Genomic DNA, 22,674 nt, shown 5'->3' on the forward strand with positions numbered 1-22,674 from the left:
ACTGGTTAAAGAGGGTTCACTTTACCCCGCACTTCATAAACTGGAAGCAGATAAATTATTAGTTGCAGAAGAAGTATTTATCGGTAAAAGGGTCCGTAAATATTATAGCCTCACCCCGTCCGGAAAAATATCTGCCAAAGCATCTGTAGACGAATTACTGGCATTTTTACAAACCATTCATCAATTAATTACCCCACAGCCGTCAAAATCCTATGCAACAGCTTAACGATGGGCAAGTAATGATAATACTTAACCGCGTCATAGCTGATGGGGTTACCGATAATAACCTTCAAAACGAGCTGCTCGACCATTATTGCTGTTTTATTGAAGAAATATTAGTAACCGGGGCTGATTTTGAATCGGCCTATAACATTGCATTTCGAGCCATTACGCCCAATGGGATGCGCGAAATACAGGAAGAACTTTATTTAATTTTAAACTATAATCAACAGACAAACATGAAACGTATCATTTATTTATCCAGCTTTTTAACTGTATTTTGTATTTCTACTGTTATTATGTTCAAAACCATGCACTGGTCGGGCGCTTCCATCTTATTCCAAATCGCTTTATTTTTGATAATCACCACTGCCGTTATCTTGTTTTCAAATTCAATAAAACATTGGAAATCTCATACCCTGGGGTATAATATAAGAGTAGTCGCAGGATTCATTGCTGCATTGCTGATCTCCGTTGGCGCAATTTTTAAATCGCTCCATTACCCCACAGCCGGCTTCCAAATAGTGACAGGAGTCTTACTGCTTAATCTTGTATTTCTACCCATGTTCTTTTATCGTTTGTACCGGGGAGTGATACTAAATACATCAAAAATCAACAGTTAATGCGCCTGTTGTAGCCATTTTACATCGGTTGAGCATACAAGGCTGTAACAAATTTGTAATATTCATGAGTGTAACTAAACAAAAAATCGTGTAAATCCTGAGAATGGACGACTGCCAAGTCAGTGCCGCAAGTAACGAAAAACCTGCTCTTAGAAGTCAAAAAAGCCATTTCTTAACAAGAAAATGGCTTTTTTTATAGTTGGTGCGCCCACCTGGGCTCGAACCAGGGACCAAAAGATTATGAGTCTTCTACTCTAACCAACTGAGCTATAGGCGCTGAAAATAGTGGTTATTTTCGAGGCTGCAAATATGTGAAAATGCAGCCGGAATTACAAAAATCATTTCATTTTTTCCGCCGGGGTTATAATTGCCTGTTTTATAGGTGATTTGTTTTAAGGGTTACAGCCACTACTTTGCGAAGTAACACCCTGCTTACTTGTTTTCTGTTGGCTTTGCTCCCAAAAATGTTTGGGTGGTCACATCTTTATTCAACATCCTCCTGAAAAATTATTTACAAAAAGTTTACAAGTACTAATATTTTTAGCATTATTATTGTAGAATATTTGATATGCAAGAGTTTTACATCGACGTGGGATTGAGCCAGGGGGTTACCCGGATACAGGTGGACGAGGTGCCGCCCGAACAATGGGATATGCCGTACACGCCGCAGTTTATTGTTGAATTTCATAACGGGAAAAACTTTACAACCCTAACGCTGCAGTTGGAAGACGGGCAATGGTACGACCGTAACGCCAGGGTCTCAGAAGGTGATCTTTACCCGCGCTACGCCGAACCCGATGCTGAAACCAGGGATCCGTATTATAAAAGTCCTTTAACCGGGCAGGCGCTACAGTTTATCGGCGAAGCAATTGGGCGGCACATGATCGTCTATTTAACAGCTTATATGGGTTTGTTTGTGCCGGTTTTTCGTGCACCTACTTTAAACTGAAACGCCATGCCCGAAACCAGGAGAGACATCATCAACAGGCTGCAAAAAGATATTTTGGTGCTGCAGGGCTTTAAAACCCCAACAGGTAGTGCCGGTGGTATGGGGTTTGGTCCGGTGGAGGCTGCTTTTCCGAATGGTATTTTTCCGGTAGGGGCGGTGCACGAGTTTTTGAGCGAGGGCCCCAGTCACGCGGCGGCAAGCAGTGGTTTTGTTGGAGGTATTCTCAGTTCGCTGATGCACCAGGGTGGTGCTTGTGTATGGATAAGCAGATGCCGGAATCTTTTCCCGCCTGCGTTAAAGCTTTTTGGGATAGAGCCCGACCGGGTCATTTTTATCGACCTGAAGCACGAACGCGACGTGCTTTGGGCAACAGAAGAAGCCCTGAAATGCGAAGGACTTTCGGCGGTGATCGCCGAGGTGCAACATATCAGCTTTACACAATCGCGCCGCTTGCAACTGGCGGTGGAGCAAAGCAGGGTTACGGGCTTTATCCTTCGTAATGATGTTCGTAAGCTTAGCCCTACCGCCTGCGTGGCCCGCTGGCGGGTAACCCCGGTGCCAAGCCGCTTAGAGGGCAGTATGCCGGGAGTGGGGTTCCCGCGCTGGAATGTGGAACTGTTAAAAGTACGTAACGGCAGCCCTGGTACCTGGGTGATGGAGTGGGTCGCCAATAAATTTGTTACTCTTCCTGCTTACGTTCCGGAAGTACGGGTACAAAAAGTAAGTAACGGCAGTCCTGGCACTTGGGTAATGGACCGGGTTTCGGGCAAGTTTTTAAAGCAGCGCAAGCAGTCAGATGAAATGGAATTACAAGAGCACTTACTAAATGTGGGTTAGCCATGCAAAAGCGTTTTGTTACCATATGGTTCCGTTATTTACTGGCGGACTGGCTCACCATCCGCCGGCCTGAACTGAAAATGCTGCCCTTTGTTTTCTCCGCGCCCAATCACGGGCGGATGCTGGTGACAGCCGCAAACTTACCGGCATTGGCAGAGGGTATAAACATGGGTATGCCCGTGGCGGATGCCCGGGCAATAGTGCCCAATTTGGAGGTGTTTGACGATAAACCCGGCCGTGCCGCCAAATTATTAAGGGGCATGGGCGAATGGTGCATCCGCTATACTCCCATCATCGCCATAGATATGCCCGATGGGCTGATATTGGATGTAAGCGGCTGTACGCACCTTTGGGGAGGCGAAAATGCTTATCTTAAAGAGGTCGTCACCCGTTTTAGAAGCAAAGGGTATGAGGTGCGCGCTGCCATGGCCGATACGGTTGGCGCTGCGTGGGCTATATCGCGGTTTGGGCAGGTAAGGCCTATTATCGAACCGGGCGGGCACACCTTGGCCCTGTTACCGTTGCCACCTGCCGCTTTACGGTTAGAGCCGCTTATTTTGCAGCGGCTGCAAAAGCTTGGGCTAACTCAAATAAAAAGCTTCATTGGTATGCCACGCTCGGTGTTACGCAGGCGTTTTGGCGAGGAGTTGCTTTTAAAATTGGCGCAGGCGCTGGGGCAGGCGGATGAAGTGCTTACGCCTATCCACATTATAGCACCATACCAGGAGCGGCTGCCCTGCCTGGAGCCTATCCGCACCGCTGTTGGGATAGAGATTGCCATAAAATACCTTTTAGAAGGGCTTTGTAAACGCTTGCAAAGCGAGGGTAAAGGCTTGCGGACCGCTGTTTTAAAATGCTACCGTATAGATGGTAAACTGGTGCAGGCAAATATTGGTACCAACCGGGCCACTTACAACACAAGCCACCTTTTTAAGTTGTTCGAATTAAAGATAGCTATGATAGAGCCGGCTTTGGGGATAGAACTTTTTGTAATGGAAGCGCCGAAGGTAGAGGACGTAGACCCGGTGCAGGAAGCTCTTTGGGCCGGCAAACCGGGGTTGGGCGCCCTGGCGGTTACAGAACTGTTGGATAAGCTGGCTGGCAAGGTGGGCGTGGGGGCCATACACCGTTACCTGCCCGATGAGCATTACTGGCCCGAGCGGTCTATTAAAGCGGCTACTTTACAAGATAAGCCCACTATTGCCTGGCGCAGCGATAAGCCCCGCCCAACGCAGTTATTGCCCCGGCCCGAGCCTATTATAGTGGCTTACCCTTCGCCCGATTATCCGCCTATATTGTTTGTATATAAAGGCAAGCGCTACAATATCAAAAAAGCCGATGGCCCCGAACGCATTGAATGCGAATGGTGGCTGGAAGGCGGACAACACCGCGATTATTATAATGTGGAGGATGAGCATGGCCAGCGCTACTGGCTGTTCCGTTTAGGGCATTACGCCAGCGAAACCTCCGATCAGTGGTTTATACACGGTTTTTTCGCATGAGCTATACAGAATTACAGGTAACCAGCAATTTTACGTTTTTGCGTGGCGCTTCGCATCCCGAGGAACTGGTAGAACATGCCGCAAAACTTGGTTATGATGCTATCGCGATAACAGACCGAAATAGCTTCGCAGGCATTGTGCGTGCCCATGTAGCAGCAAAAAAGTGGAACGCTAAAGTAAAAGAAGAGGCAGAGAAGCAAGCGGGAGCAGCAGAGGGGAGGACTGAAAGCGTAGCTGTTGATGGAGAGCAGGGAGAAGCCAAAAAAAAATTAAAACCCATCCGCTTTATTCCCGCCTGCCGGCTCGATTTGCTGGATGGCCCGAGTCTGCTGGCTTACCCTACCGATATAAAAGCTTATAGCCGGCTATCGGGTTTGCTTACGGTAGGCAATCTGCGCGCCGAAAAGGGCGACTGCCACCTTTATCAAAAAGATGTATTTGAACATGCCGAAGGGATAGAATTCATCGTTATCCCACCTGCAGAATTGGATGCCGTTTTTAACTTCGAGCCATCTTTTAGGCAGCATTTAAAAGAGTACCGCAGTGCATTGGGCGATCATTTATATCTGGCGGCGAGTTGGTCATACAGTGGCGATGATAATAAAAAACTCTACCGGCTTTCGCAGCTATCAGATGAGTTGAACATCCCGATGGCGGCTACCAATGATGTGCATTACCACGAACCCGCCCGGCGCGAATTGCAGGACGTTTTAACCTGCGTGCGCGAAAAGTGCACTATCCAAACCGCAGGCTTTCGCCTCAACCAAAATGCCGAAAGGCACCTGAAGCGTATTGAAGAGATGGAACGCCTGTTTCGGCAGTATCCCGAGGCTATCTGGAACGCGCAGCGAATATCAGAAGTCTGTCAATTCTCGCTCGATAGCCTTAAATATATTTATCCCGAAGAAATTACCAGCGAAGGCCGTAGCCCGCAGGAAGAATTGGTGCACCTCACCTGGCAGGGCGCCAACGAACAATTCAAAGATGGCATCCCCGAAAAGGTGCGTGATAGCATTAACATGGAGCTGGCCTTTATGGAGAAGAAGAACTATGCTTCGTACTTTTTAACCGTGTATGATTATGTGCGTTTTGCCCGCAGTAAGAATATCCTTTGCCAGGGGCGTGGTTCGGCGGCAAATTCGGTGGTGTGTTATTGTTTAGGTATCACCTCGGTAGACCCTTCTAAGTTTAATTTGCTTTTCGCGAGATTTATGTCTGATGCGCGCGACGAACCACCTGATATTGATGTGGATTTTGAACACGAACGCCGTGAAGAAGTGATCCAATACATCTATGAAAAGTACGGGCGGGACAGATCGGCCATAGTGGCTACCGTTACACAGGAGCGGCACAAGGGTGCTATCCGCGATGTAGGTAAGGCGATGGGCCTTTCGGTAGATACGATTAACCGGGTATCAAGCTCGGTATGGAATTTTAGCGAGGAATGGCTGCTGAATGGCGGGCTTGAAGAGCAGGGGCTAAACCAGAACGACCCGCACCTGCGCAAGGTGCTGCAGTTAACCGGGCAGTTGATAGGTTTCCCGCGGCAGTTGGGGCAGCATACGGGAGGCTTTGTTATCACACAAGGAAAACTATCTGAACTGTGCCCCATCATGAACGCGCGGATGGAGAACCGTACGTGTGTGGAGTGGAATAAAGATGATATTGATGCGCTGGGGTTTTTAAAGGTGGATGTACTAGGCTTGGGGATGCTCACCTGTATCCGCAAGGCTTTCGACCTCGCTAAAGACCATTACGGACTTAACCTTACGCTGGCAGAAATTAATAAAGTGGAGGACCCAAAAGTTTACGACATGATATGCCATGCCGATACGCTTGGGGTTTTCCAAATAGAGAGCCGTGCGCAAATGTCCATGCTGCCACGTTTGAAACCAAGGTGTTTTTATGATCTGGTGATAGAAGTGGCCATCGTTCGCCCGGGACCTATACAAGGCGATATGGTGCACCCATATTTGCGGCGCCGTGAGGGTAAGGAGCCGGAAGTATACCCCAAAGACGAATTAAAAGAAATTTTAGGCCGTACTAAAGGCGTGCCTTTATTCCAGGAGCAGGCGATGGAGATTGCCATGGTTGCAGCAGGTTTTACAGCTACCGAGGCGGATGAGCTTCGCCGCAGTATGGCAACTTTTAAGGCAAAAGGCATGGTGAGCGATTTTAAAGTAAAGTTAATTAAAGGGATGGTAGATAGAGACTATAAGCCGGAATTTGCCGAACGAGTGTTCCGTCAACTGGAAGGTTTTGGTAGCTATGGTTTTCCGGAGAGCCATGCGGTAAGCTTTGCGCTGCTGGTTTATGTATCCAGCTGGCTTAAATGTTATTACCCGGATGTATTTGCATGCGCTTTGCTCAACAGCCTGCCTATGGGCTTTTACCAGCCCGCGCAAATTGTGATAGACGCCCGCAAGCATGGCGTTATAGTGCGCCCGGCAGATGTAAATTACTCCACCTGGGATAACCTGCTGGAAGAAAAAGACGGGCAATACTGTGCGCTTCGGATCGGTTTCAGGCAGGTAAAAGGCCTCCGAGAGGAAGATGTGCAGCCGATGGTTGATGTAAGAAAGGAAAAATATACAAGTATTACTGCCCTGAGGGATGCAGGGTTACCTCAGTCGGCGCTGGAAAAACTTGCCGATGCGGATGCCTTCCGCTCCATGGGGCTCGACAGGCGGCAGGCTTTATGGGAAGTGGCAGCATTGGCAGATATGCCCGTTGCCCTTTTTGCCGGCCAGCCATCAGAAAGCCTTACCGAAACACAGGTAGAGCTGCCGCTGATGGCACCAAGCGAGCATGTGGTGCAGGATTATGCATCTACCTCTTTATCGCTAAAGGCACACCCCGTAAGTTTTGTGCGCGAAAAGTTAAATTTACTACGCATCCTGCCCACCGGGCAACTGGATGCCATCAGCGATGGCGCACCGGTGCGGGTGGCGGGGCTGGTGTTGGTGCGCCAGCGTCCGGGTACCGCGAAAGGCGTATGTTTTATAACGATAGAAGACGAAACGGGTTTCTCTAACCTGGTGGTGTTCGAAAATATGTTTGATAAATATCGTAAGGAGATATTGCAGGCGCGGCTGCTGATGGTAGAGGGGAAATTACAACGCGAGGGAGAAGTGGTGCACGTAATTGTAAGCCGTTGCCATAACCTTACCCCGCTTTTACGCGGACTAACCGTTAATCAAAAGGAGGAACTACCCGTGCTAACGCTTTCCCGTGCTGATGAAACCACCAATCCGTTCCCCTCAACCAAAAAAATACCCAATAAGGATAGTTCTTCCAGGGAGGTTTTTTATAAGGGGCGTAATTTTAAATAAGTACTTTGCTGAGCATCCTAACCCTTCCATTTTGAAAAAAAGCATGTTATAATGATAAGGGATGTATGTTGTGTTCCCCATAATTTAGGCTAATTTTATGCAACAGGCCGATAAATAAAAAACTTGGCATAAGTTTGGGGCATACGCTGTTTTACATCTTTTACCATGCAACAAAATATACTTATTATTGATGATGAAAAAAAGCTGAACGGCCTTTTAACCCGCATCATCGAATTGGAGGGCTATAAGGTTTTCCAGGCGTATACCGGTAAGGAGGGGCTGAAAATTTTAGCCCAGGAAGAGATCCAGGTAGTGATAAGCGATGTGAAACTACCCGACGTAAACGGCGTTGAGCTGGTAAAACAGATAAAAGAAAAACAGCCATACGTGGAGGTGATCAACCTTACCGCATTCGGTACCATTGCCGATGGCGTGCTCTCCATCAAAAATGGCGCTTTCGATTATATCACCAAAGGCGATGATAACGATAAGATCTTACCCATGCTTGTCCGCGCCATGGATAAAGCGCAGTTGCAACTGCAGGTATTTAAGCTGCAAAACAAAATTGTAAAGCAGTTTACCTTCGAAGGTATTGTAGGGCGCTCAAAGGCCATTAATGCCGCTATCGATCTCGCTAAAAAAGTTTCAGTTACCGATACCACCGTGTTACTGCTTGGTGAAACCGGCACGGGTAAAGAGGTTTTCGCCCATGCCATTCACTACAACAGTAAGCGTAAAACCGAGAACTTTGTGGCGGTAAACTGTAGTTCGTTTAGTAAGGAACTGCTGGAGAGCGAGCTGTTCGGGCACAAGGCGGGTGCATTTACCGGCGCTTTAAAAGATAAAAAGGGCCTTTTTGAAGAAGCCGACGGCGGCACCCTGTTTTTGGATGAGATAGGCGAAATGGATATCAACCTGCAAGCCAAAATTCTCCGCGTGATAGAACAGGGCGAATTTATTAAAGTAGGTGATACCAAAACCTCTAAAGTAAACGTGCGAATCATCGCTGCCACTAACCGCAAACTGGAAGGCGAAATAGCCAAAGGTAATTTTAGGGAGGACCTGTTCTATCGCTTATCCGTGTTCCAGATCACGCTGCCATCCTTAAACGAGCGCCGCGATGATATCGCTTTATTAGCAAAGCATTACCTGAAAGAATACACCCGCAAGGTGGGACAGAAGATAGGGGAGATGAGCCCGGAATTTCTCGCCGGTTTGGAGAAACACAACTGGAAGGGGAACATCCGCGAGCTGAAAAACATCATCGAACGTGCGGTAATTATCTGCGATGGCAACACACTGACAGCCGACCTGCTTCCGCTGGATTTTTATGATCATTTAGATAGTTCGCCACCCTCCTTTGCGCTTTCGGCCATCGAGAAAAATCACATCAATAAAATACTCCACTATACCAAAGGTAACAAAACCGAAACAGCCCGCTTGTTAGGCATCGGCTTGACCACTCTCTACCGTAAAATTGACGAGTATGAATTGGAAAAATAGCCAGCCACCCCAAAATGGAAATAGCAATACCGAAATAGAAAAATTACCCTGCCAAAATGAAAAACACACCCTTCCATTTTGGTAGGGTTGTGCTTGCCTGTGATTTTTAAAGTGCCTTTACAGCGCGTATAAGCGTTTTTTTATTTTTGGTATAGGCGTTGCAGGCGGCTGGGCATGAATAATTACACTTTGCCCCCAAACTATTGCACTTATGGGTTACCGGTTAAAATTAATCCAATATTAACCCTTAATCATTATAGCTTATGAGCCACTTACGCAAACTTTCTGCGGGTGGTGTTTTAGTTACCCTCGGTATTATTTTTGGTGATATAGGTACCTCGCCCTTATACACACTGCAAACTATTTTAAAAGAAGGTGGCCGCGCTGACGAGTTTATGGTGCTTGGCGCTATCTCCTGCGTTTTTTGGACACTCACCCTGCAAACCACCTTCAAATACATTTTTATTACCCTACAAGCCGATAACCGTGGCGAAGGCGGAATCTTTTCCCTCTTTGCCCTGGTAAAACGCTACGGCAAATGGCTGGCTATCCCGGCTATCATTGGCGCGGGTACTTTGCTGGCAGATGGTATAATTACACCACCTATATCAGTAACCTCTGCTATAGAAGGGCTTGGGCTGGTGCCTGCTTTATCGCATGTGATCATCCCGGGGAGTACTATTATCCTCGTTATTGTGATCATCATTATCATACTGCTGTTCTTTTTTCAGCAGTTTGGTACCAATGTGGTGGGCGCTGCTTTCGGGCCTATTATGTTGGTTTGGTTCCTGATGCTGGGCGGATTAGGTGCTGCGCAAATAGTGCAATACCCCACCATATTTAAGGCTTTTAATCCCGTTTACGCCTACCATCTGCTGGTAGAACACCCAAAGGGTTTTTGGCTGCTGGGCGCGGTGTTCCTGTGTACTACAGGTGCCGAGGCTTTATACTCGGATTTGGGGCACTGCGGGCGTAAGAACATCCAGGTAAGCTGGATCTTTGTAAAAACCACCTTACTGCTCAACTATCTTGGCCAGGGTGCCTGGGTGTTAAGGCAAGCCAACCCGGATATTGTGAATGGCGTAAATCCTTTTTTCGCTATTGTGCCGCATGGCTTTATCATCCCGGCGGTTATTGTGGCTACCATGGCTACCATTATTGCCAGCCAGGCGCTTATCAGCGGTTCATTCACCCTTATCAGCGAAGCCATTAGCATGAATTTTTGGCCACGTATCACTGTAAAATATCCTTCCAATATTCGGGGACAAATTTATATCCCAAGCATCAACTGGCTGCTTTGTATAGGTTGTATATTGGTGAGCCTTTACTTTAAAACATCCGAAGCCATGACAGCGGCCTACGGTTTCTCCATTACTATTGCCATGCTGATGACCACCATACTGATGTATTATTTTATGCGCTACAAAATGCACTGGCCGGTATGGCTCGTTACCATTATTCTGTGCATGTTTCTTTCGGTAGAGTTATCCTTCTTTGTGGCCAACGCCATCAAAATTATGAAGCGGTTATTCTTTGTGGGCTTCGAGGTAGGGCTGATATTTACCATGTACATCTGGTTTAGGGCGCGGAAGATCAACAACCGGTTCCTGAGTTTTGTAGATCTGGCCGACCAGCTCCCGGTACTCACCGCTTTAAGCGGGGATACCACCATATCCAAATTCTCCACCCATCTTATCTACCTTACTAAAGCCAACAACAGTAAACAGATAGAGCAGAAGATCATCTACTCCATCCTCAGCCGCAAGCCCAAAAGAGCCGATGTTTACTGGTTCTTACACATAGAACGTACCGACGAACCTTTTACGATGGAATACAGCGTGGAGGAACTAAAGGAGGATAAAGTGATACGGGTGGAGTTCCGTCTCGGCTTCAGGATTCAACCACGGATTAATGTGTTGTTCCGCAAGGTGGTGCAGGAGATGGTGGCCAATAAACAGCTGGATATCACGAGCCGTTACCCATCATTAAAGCAATACCACATGGCGGCTGATTTCCAGTTTGTGCTGATGGAGAAATTCCTCTCCTACGAAAATGAGTTCAGCGCCAAAGAAGGGTTTATATTGAACAGCTATTTTGCCATTAAGCGGTTGGCCCAATCGGATGCCAAAGCGTTCGGGCTTGATACGAGCGAAACCCGGGTAGAAAAAATACCGTTGGTGGTAAGCCCCGTATCTTATTTCAACTTAAAAAAGATAGCGCCCTCAGGCCACGCCTGATCTTTTCACTTATGATAAGCAACCCTTCCAAAACGGATGGGTTTTTTGATTTATAGCTTTTTTGGCACGGTGTGTTTTGTATTTAAATATCTGATTATTAATATTTTATAAATAAATCCGCGAAAGTGGTATCCCTATTGGCATAGGTGATGAAAATAATAAGACAATGATCACCATAATTCTCTTCCTCGCCATGCTTTTGATAAGCTGGGTAATTTTTAAATCAATCGACTGGTTCGAAAAAATCTAACACATCATGATCGCATTATTCATTATCTCCATCGCAGTTTTTTTATACATGGTATACGTGCTGCTTAAACCCGAAAAATTTTAACCTATAACACAATGAACACAGAATTATTAGGAATAGCGGTCTCCTTTGTGCTGATGCTGGTTATCGGCATCCCACTGGGCAAATACCTGTCAAAAATGTTCGCCGGCGAAAAGGTATGGACCGATTTTATGAAACCCCTCGAAAACGGCATCTACAAATTTTCCGGCATTAACCCCAATGAGGCTATGGACTGGAAACAGTTTTTAAAGGCCATGATGTGCATCAACATGCTTTGGCTGGTTTACGGCTTTTTTGTTTTAATGCATCAGGATAAACTACCCCTAAACCCCGATGGCAACCCCGGCATGACCGCCGACCTCGCCTTTAACACCATCATCAGCTTTGTAGTAAACTGTAACTTACAGCACTACAGTGGCGAAAGCGGAGCCAGTTATTTAATACAGCACTTTATATTTATGTTTCTGCACTTTACCAGTGCGGCTACGGGTATTGCCTGCGCGGTTGCTTTCTTTAAAGCCTTTCGCGATAAAACCACTACCAACCTGGGCAACTTTTGGAATTACTTTGTAAAAGCCATCACCCGCTTGTTGTTGCCATTATCAATTGTGGTAGCGTTAATACTAACCTTTAACGGTACGCCAAGCAGCTATGCCGGTAAAGATCAGTTTATTTCTCTACAGGGCGATACCGTACACGTATCGCGCGGACCTGCCGCACAAATGATTGCTATTAAGCACCTTGGTACTAATGGTGGCGGCTGGTTTGGTGCAAACTCTGCCCATCCGCTGGAAAACCCCAACTACTTAACCAATATCACCGAGATCGTATCACAGATGATCATCCCGATAGCGATGGTACTGTGCTTCGGTTATTTTATCGGCCGAAAAAAAATAGGCTGGGTAATATTTGGTGTAATGATGATAGGCGCCCTAATGCTCCTCATCCCAAGTATAAGCAGCGAAACAGGGGGCAACCCTGCCATTGCCAAAATGGGTATCTCGCAGCCAACCGGCGCTATGGAAGGCAAAGAGGTAAGGTTCGGGCCAACAGCCACTGCTTACTGGAGTACTTTCACCACCATCGTATCTACAGGTTCTGTTAACGGTATGCACGATAGCACAATGGCCCTTACCGGGTTATGGCAGTTGTTGGGCATGATGATCAACGGTTTCTTTGGTGGTTGCGGTGTAGGGATTCTCAACTACTTCATCTACCTCATCATCGCGGTGTTTATCTCCGGGCTGATGGTGGGCCGTACGCCCGAGTTTTTAGGCCATAAGGTGGAAGCGCGCGAAGTAAAGATCGCCGCTTTAATTACACTGCTTAGTCCGTTTTTAATTATGGCTGGTACCGCAATAGCGGCTTTTGTTTTCACCAGCCACGGCAATGCCGAATGGGCCGTGAAGCCATCGGCCTGGTTAAATAACCCCGGCTACCACGGTTTTAGCGAAATGCTGTACGAGATGACCTCGGCCAACGCCAACAATGGCTCCGGCTTTGAAGGATTGGGCGATAACAACATCTTTTGGAACGTAAGCACCGGCATCCTGATGATACTGGGCAGGTTCCTGCCAATTATTGGCCCGGTAGCTATTGCGGGCTTGCTGGCTAAAAAGAAATTCATCCCCGAATCGGCAGGTACGCTGAAGACGGATACCGTAACCTTCGGCCTGATGACCTTCGCTGTAATATTGGTACTTAACGCATTATCATATTTCCCTGCACTGGCTTTAGGGCCTATAGCAGAGTTCTTTTCAATGCCTAAATAATATTAAATCATGACAACCAGATCAAATAAATTGTTCGAACCGGCCCTGGTGCAAACTGCACTGAAAGAGTCGTTCATTAAACTGAACCCAAAGGTAATGCTGCGCAACCCGGTGATGTTTACCGTAGAAGTGGGCACCGTAATTATGGCTTACATGTGTGTGTACAGTTTTTTGCACACCGGCCAGGGTTCGTTTACCTATAACCTTATCATCTTCATTGTGCTGTTGCTCACCCTGTTGTTTGCCAACTTTGCCGAGGCCATAGCCGAAGCACGTGGTAAGGCACAAGCCGACAGCCTCCGCAAAACCCGCGAGGAAACACCAGCCAAAGTTTTGCTGAAAGACGGCAGCATTGTAAGCAAATCATCCAACGAGTTGCGCAAGGGGGATGTGTTTGTTTGCGAAACAGGAGATACCATCCCAACCGATGGTGAAATTATTGAAGGTTTGGCTACGATAGATGAATCGGCCATTACAGGCGAATCTGCCCCGGTTATCCGCGAGGCTGGGGGTGATAAATCATCGGTAACCGGTGGTACCAAGGTGCTATCAGATAATATTAAAGTAATAGTAACCACCGAGCCGGGCGAAAGCTTTCTGGATAAAATGATTGCCCTGGTAGAGGGTGCATCGCGCCAGAAAACACCGAACGAGATAGCTTTAACTATTCTGCTGGCCAGCTTTACGCTGATATTCGTTATCGTATGCGTTACGCTGAAACCCTTTGCCGATTATGCAAATACCCCTATCACTATAGCAGCGTTAATTTCGCTCTTCGTTTGTTTAATTCCCACAACTATCGGTGGCCTGTTATCGGCCATCGGTATTGCGGGGATGGATAGGGCACTGCGGGCCAATGTGATCACCAAATCGGGCAAGGCGGTAGAAACTGCCGGCGATATTGATGTGCTGCTGCTTGATAAAACAGGTACCATCACCATAGGTAACCGTAAAGCCACCCAGTTTTGGCCGGCCCCCGGCGTATTGCCCGAAACTTTGGTAAAGGCTGCTGTACTTTCTTCCCTTGCCGATGAAACCCCAGAAGGAAAATCTATTATAGAGCTGGCGCAACATAGCGATATGAAAATTTCGCTTACCGCACCAGCCGGTGCAGAATTTATCAAATTCACCGCCGAAACGCGCTCCAGCGGTATAGATACAAAAGAAGGCCTGCGCATCCGCAAAGGCGCTTTCGATTCTATCAGGAATATGTCGGTAGCCGCAGGCAACAAATTCTCTCCCGATGTAGAAGAACGGGTAAAGGCCATAGCCTCTAACGGTGGTACGCCGCTGGTGGTAGCGCAAAACGAAGTGGTTTTAGGTACCATAGAATTGCAGGATATTATTAAACCCGGCATTGCCGAACGTTTTGAACGCCTGCGCAAAATGGGGATCAAAACCGTAATGGTTACGGGCGATAACCCGCTTACCGCCAAATTTATAGCAGAAAAAGCCGGCGTGGACGATTTTATAGCCGAGGCTAAGCCCGAGGATAAAATGAACTACATTAAACAGGAGCAGGCCAGCGGCCGCCTGGTAGCCATGATGGGCGACGGTACAAACGATGCCCCGGCATTAGCACAGGCAGATGTAGGCGTAGCCATGAACAGCGGTACCCAGGCCGCCAAAGAAGCCGGTAACATGGTGGATCTGGATAATGACCCAACCAAGCTCATTGAGATAGTGGAGATAGGCAAGCAGTTGCTCATCACCCGTGGTACGCTTACTACCTTTTCCATCGCTAACGACGTAGCCAAGTACTTTGCCATTGTGCCGGCTTTGTTTATCGCGTCTATCCCCGCTTTGCAGGCTATCAATATCATGCACCTGCACAGTCCGGAAAGCGCTATACTGTCGGCGGTGATATTTAACGCCATCATTATCCCAATGCTGATACCATTGGCTTTAAAAGGTGTGGAATACAAACCTATCGGTGCCAGCGCATTGCTTCGCCGTAACCTGCTTATCTACGGTTTAGGCGGTGTTATCGCGCCGTTCATCGGTATCAAACTGATCGACTTACTTATCTCATTAGCTTTTTAATAATTAGTAATCATGAAAAACAATCTTGTAAAATCCATACGCCTTACATTAGTACTCATTGTGCTGCTGTGCGTAGTATATCCCGTGTTTATTTCTTTTGCCGGTAAACTTTCTAAAGGCCGGGGCGATGGCGAAACCATATCTGTAAATGGCAAAGTAGTTGGCTATGCCAACGAAGGCCAAAGTTTTACCCAGCAAAAATACTTTTGGGGCAGGCCATCGGCTGTTGGTTATAATGCAGCAGGTTCAGCAGGCAGCAATAAAGGCCCAGGCAACCCCGATTACCTGAAAGATGTTGCCAGCCGTATAGATACCCTGCTTAAATACCACCAGTATTTAAAACGCAGCGAAATTCCCGCCGATATGGTGACCGCATCGGGCAGTGGTTTAGATCCGGATATATCACCGGATGCTGCCAAAATACAGATCAAACGCATCGCTGATAACCGTAAACTAACCGCACAACAAGTTACTGATTTGGTTGCCGCCCATACCGAACCACCACTGTTAGGCCTGTTTGGACCAGCCAAAGTGAACGTGCTGAAATTGAACGTAGCGCTTGATGAATTTAAAAAGTAAATAACCACCACGCCATGCTGAACTTGTTTCAGCACCCCACATGCAAAGTAACCGGATTTGGATGGCCGGAAACGCAGGTGGGTTCCCGAAATAAATTCGGGATGACGATAGTTGAAAGAATGGTAATGAAAGAGCAGGAACATAAAGACGACTCCGTAAAAAACTTCATCGAACTGGTGAAGACAAGCAGGCGCGGTAAGCTGAAGATCTACATTGGCATGAGTGCCGGTGTAGGCAAAACCTATCGGATGCTACAGGAGGCGCATGCCCTGCTCAAAAATGGTATTGATATCCAAATAGGCTACATAGAAACCCATAACCGGGCCGAAACACATGCCCTGCTGGCGGGCGTTCCGTTCATTAGCCGCCGTAAAATATTTTACAAAGGCAAAGAGCTGGAAGAAATGGACCTGCAGGGCATCCTTAACCGGCACCCCGAAGTGGTAATTGTGGATGAACTTGCCCACAGTAATATGGAGGGCAGCAAAAACAGCAAGCGCTGGCAGGATGTACGGGATATTTTAGAGGCGAGTATCAGCGTTATAACTGCTGTAAATATTCAGCACTTGGAAAGCCTGAACGAAGAGATTGAATCCATCACCGGCATCGCCATCACTGAGCGCGTGCCTGATAAGGTTTTAGAACTGGCTGACGAAATTGTAAACATCGACCTGACCGCAGATGAGCTGATCAGCCGTTTAAAAGAGGGCAAGGTCTACGATAAGGCTAAGGTAGCTACCGCCTTGCAAAACTTTTTCCGTAACGAAAAGATCCTGCAGCTGCGCGAGATCGCCTTAAAGGAGGTAGCCCATCACTTGGAGCGGAAGATAAACGTTGAGGTACCCAAACAGATCAAGCTGCGGCCCGAAAAGTTTTTGGCCTGCATTTCCTCCAATGCCGAAACCGCTAAAATTGTGATCCGCAAAACGGCGCGACTGGCCTCGTACTACCGTTCGCCCTGGATAGTGCTTTACGTGCAAAGCAGCAGCGAAAGCCTGGATAGGATAAAACTGGATAAACAGCGCCACCTCATCAATAATTTTAAACTGGCAACCGAACTTGGTGCCGAACTCATCAAAATAAAAAGCGACGCCATCACTAAAACCATTATGCAGGTAGCCGAAGAGAAGGAAGTCACCACCATCTGCATAGGCAAGCCCCATTTAAATTTGTGGCAGGTGATATTAAGAACGGCTATATTTAACGAATTACTCAACAAAATTGCAGCGACGGAAACGGACCTGGTTATATTATCATGAAAGTAAAAACTAAACTCCGGTTAGGCTTCGGCTTTTTATTTGTAGTGGTGCTGGCATTTGGCGCTACCGCCTTATTTTACCTGCGCGATATTTCGGAAAGCTCGAAAGGGATCCTGAAGGACAATTATAAATCGCTTGGCTTTGTACGCCAAATGCGGAACACGCTCGACGAAAACAGCCTGCCACTTGGTGTAGTTGCAGCAAAAAAATTCAATACCTACCTGCAAAGTCAGGAGCATAATTTAACCGAGCCCGGCGAAAAAAAACCAACGCAGCAACTGCGCGCCACTTTCTTAGCTTTACAAACCGGCAGTGAGAATATTGCCGGGCAACAGGCGGTAGAAAAGGAAGCAAGGCATCTCCTTAGCGAGATTGAGCGCATTAATATGCAGGCTATCGTACGCAAGGACGATAGCGCCCGCAGCAAAGTGGATAACGCCACCTTTATTTTGGGCCTGGTAGGCAGCTTTTCTTTTATGGTGCTGTTTAGTTTCAGTGTGAATTTCCCCGGGTTTATTGCCAACCCATTAAAGGCACTGGTGGAGGGTATCCGTGAGATAGGGCAGAAGAATTATGATAAGCGCCTGTATTTTGAGGAGAACGATGAGTTTGCCGATGTCGCCAATGCCTTCAACTCCATGGCGGCAAAACTGAACGATTGGGAGAACAGTAACCTCGCAACGGTGATATCAGAGAAGCGGCGCATCGAAACCATTATTGAGCAGATGCAGGATGCCATCATCGGTGTGAACGAAAAACGGGAGGTGCTTTTTATGAACGATGCTGCCCGTAAAACGCTTAATATCAGCGATGATAAAGTGGTAGGTAAAAACACCGATGCGCTCATCAAAGGCAACGACCTGTTCCGCTCCATCATTGGGGATGAGGCCACTGTTAAACAGTTAAAGGTTGTTTTGGATGGGCGGGAGGCATATTTTCAATTGCAGAGTAGCAGTATTGTGGTGCCCAATGTAAACGAACCTGCTGATGTTTTGCAGCTTGCCAGCAGGTCGGCAGGGAAAGTGTACATTCTCAAAAATATCACCGAATTTAAGGAGCGCGACGAAGCGAAGACAAACTTCATCGCCACCATTTCGCACGAGTTGAAAACCCCCATCGCCTCCATAAAAATGAGCCTTAAGTTGTTGAATGATGACCGGGTAGGGGCGATGAACACCGAGCAGCACCAACTGATAGCGCACATAAAAGACGATAGCGACCGCCTGCTGAAGATCACGAGCGAATTGCTTGAATTGTCACAGGTGGAAACAGGCAATATTCAACTGAATTTTGTGCGTGTAAACCCTATGAAGATAGTTGATTATGCCATCACCTCCATTAAATTCCAGGCGGAGCAAAAAAAGGTGACTTTAGAAATAGTGCAAGATAATACCCTGCCCGAGGTACACGTAGATATTGAAAAAACGGCATGGGTGCTGGTGAACTTCCTCTCCAATGCCCTACGTTACAGCGCCGAAAAATCTAAGATAGTGATACAGGTGGCGGCTAAAAACAACAAGGTGGAGGTCTCCGTAAGGGATTTCGGCAAAGGCATAGATGAAGCCTATCAAAAGCGCCTGTTCGACCGCTACTTCCAGGTACCAACCGATGGCCAGAATAAGTCAGGTTCGGGTTTGGGCCTGGCTATCTCCAAAGATTTCATCAACGCGCAAGGCGGCACCATTGGCGTAGAAAGCGAAATAGGCGAGGGGAGCAGGTTTTATTTTAGCTTGCCGGGCAGTTAGTCCATAGCAGATGGTCCATAGACGAAGCTGGATTTGATTCCAATCTCGTTTTGCTATGAACTATCAGCTATGGTCCATGGACTATTTTACATAAAACTATCCGCCTCGCGGTAAGCTCTTATCAGCTTCAGTTCGCCTTCTTTACCTTTACCAGCATTGCCGTGTTCCATGCCCATTACGCCGCGGTAGCCTTTATCGTAAATGTGTTTGAAAATGTTTTTATAGTTCATTTCACCTGTGCCGGGTTCGTTACGGCCCGGGTTATCGCCAATTTGGTAATAGCCAATTTCGTCGATACAAAGATCAAGGGTAGGGATGATGTTGCCCTGGTTACGCTGTACGTGATACATATCGTACAGTATTTTACAGTTTGGGCTGCCAACGGCTTTGCAAATTTCGTAAGCCTGATCGGGCGTGCGGAGGAACAGGTTGGGGTTGTCGCTCAGGGGTTCCAATACCATAATAAGACCATGCTGTTCAAATATGGCGGTTCCTTTTTTAATAGCTTCTATCACATGCCCGGTTTGTACGCCAATAGGCAGCTTGCGCTCAAAATCGCCGGGCACAACCGTTACCAGTTTGCTGTTGATGCGCTTGGCTACTTCCACCGCCTGCTGGCACGATTTAATGAAGTTTTCGGTATGCTCTGCCTTGCCCGATGCCAGCATATTGCCGTCGTTGCTTAGTCCAGGCTGCACAAATACGCCCATAGCCATGCCCAGTTTAGCCAGAGTGTCGCCTATCTTTTTCTGCTGCTCCACAGGTCGGCCGCTCATGCCATTATCCTCAATAGCGCGGAATCCCTGCTCGTAAGCAAACTTTATCTGCTCCACAAAATCATCGCCAGCGTGGTTTTTAAACATACCATCGTGGATGCCATAGTTTAAATTGAAAGTTTTGCCTGCGGCGGATGAAGTGTTTTTATCGGATGTAGCGGCTTTTAAAACACCACTGGCTAATAAGGCACCACCCGCCAGTACCGAGCTTTGCACAAAGTTTCTGCGTTTCATATATAGGTTTATTTGGAGGTAGCAAGATAGCGTAAACGGGCGGAATGGCAAAGAGGGATTATTGCCCGCTCTCTTCAAAAACCCTAACCGTTTTTACATACCTGCCCACATAATAACTATTCATGGGGGTTTCGGTAACGCCAAGGTTATCGTGGCCGGAGGTGGAGTGGATAAACCGCAGTTCCTGCCCGGGCGTTGCTAAAATAATACCCATATGGCCAACCACGCGCACAGTGCTGTCTGTGCCGGTGAAGAGTACCAGATCGCCGGTTTTGGCATCTTTCAGGTTCACCTCGCGGTGCAAATAGGTAAAACCCTCCGATGTACGGGGTACCGCGATACCAAAATGGTTAAAAACATAGGTGATAAATCCCGAGCAATCAAAACCTTCGGCAGGGTCTATCGAGCCATATTTGTAGGGCACGCCGATAAGCGTTTTTGCAAAGGTAACCAGTTCTAAAGGCGTGGTTTGCCCGGTTACAATACGGGTTGTTTGCCCGGCGCTATCCGGCGCGGGCGGTTGTATAATACCTTCCGGCGTTTTTTTAACGGTATCGCCTGCGCTGGTTATTACATAAGTTGGCTCGTCGGGGCCGCCGCAACCCATGGCAGCAATGAGTAATATGGCGTATAGCAGGATCCGTTTCATGCCTATACTACACCAGTTCAGCAGTTTAGTTTTGGATATCGCGCTAAAGACTGTTTTGCCTGGTACTTCCCTCCGTGTAAAACAAAGCAGGGGGAATGAACCATGCTTACATTTTGACGATTGTGCCGTTTTAAACTGCAATATTTTTCTTTATTTGCGTATCAATTATCAACCGCTTATGAAACGCTACTGCCTTACCCTCGATTTGCAGGACGACCCAGCCCTGATAGCAGAATATGAAGCATATCACCAACAGGTGTGGCCCGAAATCTTGCAAAGCATCAGCGGCAGCGGGATAGAAAATATGGAGATCTACCGCCATGCTGATCGCCTGTTTATGATTATGGAGGTAAATGATAGCTTTAGTTTTGAGGCCAAGGGTGCAGCAGATGCCGGCAACCCTAAAGTGCAGGAGTGGGAGGAGTTGATGTGGAAATATCAAAAGCCCCTGCCAACCGCAAAGCCCGGCGAAAAGTGGTTATTGATGGATAAAATATTTCAGTTATAATATATGCAAAAGATAGATGCGCACCAGCATTTCTGGAAATTCGACCCGGTGAGGGATTCCTGGATCACCGATGATATGGCCGTTATTCAGCGCGATTTTTATCCGGAGCACCTTGCTCCTGTACTATCGGAAAATGGTATGGACGCCTGCATTGCTGTACAGGCCGATCAAAGCGAGGCGCAAACCAATTTTTTAATAGACTTTGCCAAAAGTAACCCGTTTATAATAGGTGTAGTAGGCTGGGTAGACCTTCGGGCAGATGACCTTGACGGGCGCCTGCAACACTACAGTAAGCACAGCGTTGTGAAAGGCTTTCGCCATGTTTTACAGGCCGAGGCGGGAGAATTTATGCTGGGCGAGAAGTTTATGCGGGGGATCTCCATGCTTAATAAATATGGCTTTACTTATGATGTTTTGATCAAACACGATCAACTCAGCTATGCCGAACAATTAGTGGCCGCGTTTCCGCAGCAAAAATTTGTGATAGACCACCTGGCCAAACCTGCTATTAAGGCCCAGGAAATAAAACCATGGGCACAGCAGATAGCCGCCATCGCGCAGCATAAAAATGTATATTGCAAGGTGAGCGGTTTTTGTACCGAGGCAGACTGGCGCAACTGGCAACCCTCAGACGTAAAACCTTATTTGGATGTGGTATTCCAGGCGTTCGGTACCGATAGATTGATGTTTGGCTCCGATTGGCCTGTGAACCTGGTAGCGGGCGGTTACAATAAAACAGTTGATTGCCTCAATGCATACTTAGCCCCATTTTCGCAGGCCGATCAGGCAAAATTCTGGGGCGGCAACGCGGCATCATTTTATAATTTATAAAAAATGGACTTACAGCTTAAATATAAAGTAGTAATAGTAACCGGTGGCGCGCGCGGCATAGGTAAAGGCATAGCGGTAGCCCTGGCCCGGGAAGGCGCCATACCCTTTATCGTCAGCCGCACCGAAGCCGAGAACCTGATCACCGTAAAGGAGATAGAGCAGGGCGGAGGCAAAGCCCACCATACCGTGGCCGAACTAACCGACCCCAAAGCCTGCGAACGCGCCGTAGCTGCAGTGATAGCGCAATGCGGCCGTATAGACGGACTGGTGAACAATGCCGGTGAGAATGATGGCGTAGGATTGCAAAACGGCAGCTACGAACGCTTTATACAATCGCTGCACAAAAATTTGATCCACTATTACCTAATTGCCCATTTTGCCCTGCCCGAGCTGATCAAGTCGCAGGGGAGTATTGTTAATATCACCTCAAAAGTGGCCGATACGGGGCAGGGGGGTACATCGGCCTATGCGGCAGCAAACGGCGGCCGCAACGCCATGACGCGGGAGTGGGCCGTAGAATTGTTACCGCATAACATCCGCGTAAACGCTGTTGCTGTAGCAGAATGTTACACCCCTTTGTACGACCGATGGATAAAAAGCCTCGATAACCCCGAAGAAAAGCTCGCATCCATTACTGCCAATATCCCGTTAGGAAAACGGATGACCACTATTGATGAGATAGCAAATACAACAGTGTTCCTGCTGTCGCCTTTATCAAGCCATACTACCGGCCAAATTATCTATGTAGATGGCGGGTATACGCATTTAGACAGGTCGCTTTAAG

The 22,674-nt window shown here is 47.5% G+C and carries 18 protein-coding genes and 1 tRNA gene; 16 read left to right on the forward strand and 3 right to left on the reverse strand.

Features of this window, described 5'->3' with window-relative positions; translation table 11 throughout:
* The coding region (locus ABIX36_RS16615) for a helix-turn-helix transcriptional regulator (protein ID WP_348083288.1) at positions 1 to 226 on the forward strand (226 nt) is incomplete at its 5' end.
* Positions 213 to 842: a hypothetical protein gene (locus ABIX36_RS16620; protein ID WP_348083289.1), complete on the forward strand. Its 630-nt coding sequence runs from the start codon at positions 213 to 215 to the stop codon at positions 840 to 842. The genes ABIX36_RS16615 and ABIX36_RS16620, both read left to right, overlap by 14 nt.
* A gap of 200 nt (positions 843 to 1,042) precedes the next feature.
* On the opposite strand, the gene ABIX36_RS16625 is transcribed toward ABIX36_RS16620, so the two are convergent.
* Positions 1,043 to 1,119, reverse strand: a tRNA-Ile gene (locus ABIX36_RS16625).
* 291 nt (positions 1,120 to 1,410) lie between these two features.
* Between ABIX36_RS16625 and ABIX36_RS16630 the strand changes: the two genes are divergently transcribed.
* The 11 genes from ABIX36_RS16630 (at position 1,411) to ABIX36_RS16680 (ending at position 18,892) form a co-directional block, all read left to right on the forward strand.
* On the forward strand, positions 1,411 to 1,791 hold the full coding sequence (locus ABIX36_RS16630; RefSeq protein ID WP_348083290.1) for a hypothetical protein: 381 nt from the start codon (positions 1,411 to 1,413) through the stop codon (positions 1,789 to 1,791).
* Positions 1,792 to 1,797: 6 nt separating this feature from the next.
* The gene (locus tag ABIX36_RS16635) at positions 1,798 to 2,628 is read left to right on the forward strand and encodes an Error-prone repair protein ImuA (RefSeq protein WP_348083291.1); all 831 of its coding nucleotides are present in this window, start codon (positions 1,798 to 1,800) and stop codon (positions 2,626 to 2,628) included.
* A gap of 2 nt (positions 2,629 to 2,630) precedes the next feature.
* Positions 2,631 to 4,130 carry a DNA polymerase Y family protein gene (locus tag ABIX36_RS16640; RefSeq protein ID WP_348083292.1) on the forward strand — a complete coding sequence of 500 codons (1,500 nt, stop codon included), beginning with the start codon at positions 2,631 to 2,633 and terminating at the stop codon, positions 4,128 to 4,130.
* Complete coding sequence (locus ABIX36_RS16645; RefSeq protein WP_348083293.1) at positions 4,127 to 7,462, forward strand: error-prone DNA polymerase; 3,336 nt, start codon at positions 4,127 to 4,129, stop codon at positions 7,460 to 7,462. Before ABIX36_RS16640 ends, ABIX36_RS16645 begins: the two co-directional genes overlap by 4 nt.
* Before the next feature lie 165 nt (positions 7,463 to 7,627).
* Positions 7,628 to 8,965 carry a sigma-54 dependent transcriptional regulator gene (locus tag ABIX36_RS16650; RefSeq protein WP_348083294.1) on the forward strand — a complete coding sequence of 446 codons (1,338 nt, stop codon included), beginning with the start codon at positions 7,628 to 7,630 and terminating at the stop codon, positions 8,963 to 8,965.
* Between the two features lie 263 nt (positions 8,966 to 9,228).
* Positions 9,229 to 11,202, forward strand: coding sequence for a KUP/HAK/KT family potassium transporter (locus ABIX36_RS16655; RefSeq protein ID WP_348083295.1), 1,974 nt, complete (start codon positions 9,229 to 9,231; stop codon positions 11,200 to 11,202).
* A gap of 345 nt (positions 11,203 to 11,547) precedes the next feature.
* Positions 11,548 to 13,266 carry a potassium-transporting ATPase subunit KdpA gene (gene kdpA / locus ABIX36_RS16660; protein ID WP_348083296.1) on the forward strand — a complete coding sequence of 573 codons (1,719 nt, stop codon included), beginning with the start codon at positions 11,548 to 11,550 and terminating at the stop codon, positions 13,264 to 13,266.
* Between the two features lie 9 nt (positions 13,267 to 13,275).
* Positions 13,276 to 15,309 (forward strand): potassium-transporting ATPase subunit KdpB, encoded by a 2,034-nt coding sequence (gene kdpB, locus ABIX36_RS16665; RefSeq protein ID WP_348083297.1) that lies wholly within the window; start codon positions 13,276 to 13,278, stop codon positions 15,307 to 15,309.
* Positions 15,310 to 15,321: 12 nt separating this feature from the next.
* Positions 15,322 to 15,888 (forward strand): K(+)-transporting ATPase subunit C, encoded by a 567-nt coding sequence (locus ABIX36_RS16670; protein ID WP_348083298.1) that lies wholly within the window; start codon positions 15,322 to 15,324, stop codon positions 15,886 to 15,888.
* Positions 15,889 to 16,013: 125 nt separating this feature from the next.
* Positions 16,014 to 17,147, forward strand: coding sequence for a sensor protein KdpD (locus ABIX36_RS16675; protein WP_348083334.1), 1,134 nt, complete (start codon positions 16,014 to 16,016; stop codon positions 17,145 to 17,147).
* Positions 17,144 to 18,892, forward strand: coding sequence for an ATP-binding protein (locus ABIX36_RS16680; protein ID WP_348083299.1), 1,749 nt, complete (start codon positions 17,144 to 17,146; stop codon positions 18,890 to 18,892). Before ABIX36_RS16675 ends, ABIX36_RS16680 begins: the two co-directional genes overlap by 4 nt.
* Before the next feature lie 86 nt (positions 18,893 to 18,978).
* Here the strand turns inward: ABIX36_RS16680 and ABIX36_RS16685 are convergent, their stop codons facing one another.
* Both ABIX36_RS16685 and ABIX36_RS16690 read right to left on the reverse strand, forming a co-directional pair.
* On the reverse strand, positions 18,979 to 19,902 hold the full coding sequence (locus ABIX36_RS16685) for a TIM barrel protein (protein ID WP_348083300.1): 924 nt from the start codon (positions 19,900 to 19,902) through the stop codon (positions 18,979 to 18,981).
* A 58-nt stretch (positions 19,903 to 19,960) separates the two neighbouring features.
* Positions 19,961 to 20,551 (reverse strand): NlpC/P60 family protein, encoded by a 591-nt coding sequence (locus tag ABIX36_RS16690; protein WP_348083301.1) that lies wholly within the window; start codon positions 20,549 to 20,551, stop codon positions 19,961 to 19,963.
* A gap of 178 nt (positions 20,552 to 20,729) precedes the next feature.
* On the opposite strand from ABIX36_RS16690, the gene ABIX36_RS16695 reads away from it, so the two are divergent.
* From ABIX36_RS16695 to ABIX36_RS16705, 3 genes are read left to right on the forward strand one after another with little or no spacing between them, the layout of a single operon-like run.
* On the forward strand, positions 20,730 to 21,059 hold the full coding sequence (locus tag ABIX36_RS16695; protein ID WP_348083302.1) for an L-rhamnose mutarotase: 330 nt from the start codon (positions 20,730 to 20,732) through the stop codon (positions 21,057 to 21,059).
* Positions 21,060 to 21,062: 3 nt separating this feature from the next.
* Positions 21,063 to 21,890, forward strand: coding sequence for an amidohydrolase family protein (locus ABIX36_RS16700; RefSeq protein WP_348083303.1), 828 nt, complete (start codon positions 21,063 to 21,065; stop codon positions 21,888 to 21,890).
* A 3-nt stretch (positions 21,891 to 21,893) separates the two neighbouring features.
* Positions 21,894 to 22,673 carry an SDR family oxidoreductase gene (locus tag ABIX36_RS16705; protein WP_348083304.1) on the forward strand — a complete coding sequence of 260 codons (780 nt, stop codon included), beginning with the start codon at positions 21,894 to 21,896 and terminating at the stop codon, positions 22,671 to 22,673.
* The last annotated feature ends 1 nt before the right edge of the window (position 22,674 follow it).

The organism is Mucilaginibacter sp. (genome assembly GCF_039925265.1).
GTDB lineage: Bacteria > Bacteroidota > Bacteroidia > Sphingobacteriales > Sphingobacteriaceae > Mucilaginibacter.